At 71.6% G+C, this 802-nt stretch carries 2 protein-coding genes; one reads left to right on the top strand and one right to left on the bottom strand.

All coding sequences use genetic code 11. The features are described 5' to 3' along the window. A partial coding sequence (locus QN345_RS19535; RefSeq protein ID WP_323509176.1) for a hypothetical protein occupies positions 1-453 on the top strand: 453 nt, incomplete at its 5' end. A 16-nt stretch (positions 454-469) separates the two neighbouring features. Here QN345_RS19535 and QN345_RS19530 read toward each other — a convergent pair. Further along, a partial coding sequence (locus QN345_RS19530) for an SDR family oxidoreductase (protein WP_323509175.1) occupies positions 470-802 on the bottom strand: 333 nt, incomplete at its 5' end.

The following is an 802-nucleotide window of genomic DNA, read 5'->3' as shown; positions in this document are numbered from 1 at the left end:
AACTACGTCGGCACGGTCACGGGTTCTCAGGTCCTGCGCGCCGAACGGGACAGGGCCAGGGAGATCCTGGCCAGGGCCACGGGGCTGCGGGTGAAGACCGGGCAGAAGAGCACGGGCCCGAACTATCGCGCCGCGCTCATCTCCGAGAACCGGGCGCGCACGAAGTTCTTCGAGCTGAATACCCAGACCGAGCAGGCCACCGCCCGCGAGGCGCGCATCGAGTACGCCGCGCTGCTGAGTTCGCTGACCGAGGGCACCGAGAACCATCGGATCGAGTACGAGGCGCAGCTCTCAGCGCTGCTCGCGGGTGTCGCACTGCCGGCCCTGACGGAGCGGATCGCGGCCGCCGAGGCGATCGTGCACCGCCAGGACGAGATCGCCGGGCTCGCCACGGATTCCGCGGAGCGCTGGGCGGCCGGCTCCCCGCAGCGGAAGGTCAACCACATCGAGTAGGCCGGGTCGCGCGGGCTCAGCGGGGCGGCATCCGGATTCCGCCGTCGAGCCGGATCGTCTCGCCGTTGAGCATCGGGTTCTCCACGATGTGCCGCACGAGCGCGGCGAACTCGTTCGGGTCGCCGAGCCGGGCCGGGTGCGGAACCTGCGCGGCGAGCGACTCCCGCACCGCGGCGGGCATGCCCTGCAGCATCGCGGTGTCGAAGACGCCCGGCGCGATCGACACGACCCGGATCAATGAGCGCGCGAACTCCCGGGCGAGCGGCAGGGTCATCGCCGCGACCCCGCCCTTCGAGGCCGCGTATGCCGCTTGCCCGACCTGTCCGTCGAAGGCGGCGACGGATGCCGT

It is taken from the genome of Cryobacterium sp. 10I1, assembly GCF_035019805.1.
In the GTDB taxonomy this organism is placed as follows: Bacteria; Actinomycetota; Actinomycetes; order Actinomycetales; family Microbacteriaceae; genus Cryobacterium; species Cryobacterium glucosi.
Note: the sequence above shows the minus strand (reverse complement) of the source record. Positions and strands in the feature narration are given on the sequence as shown.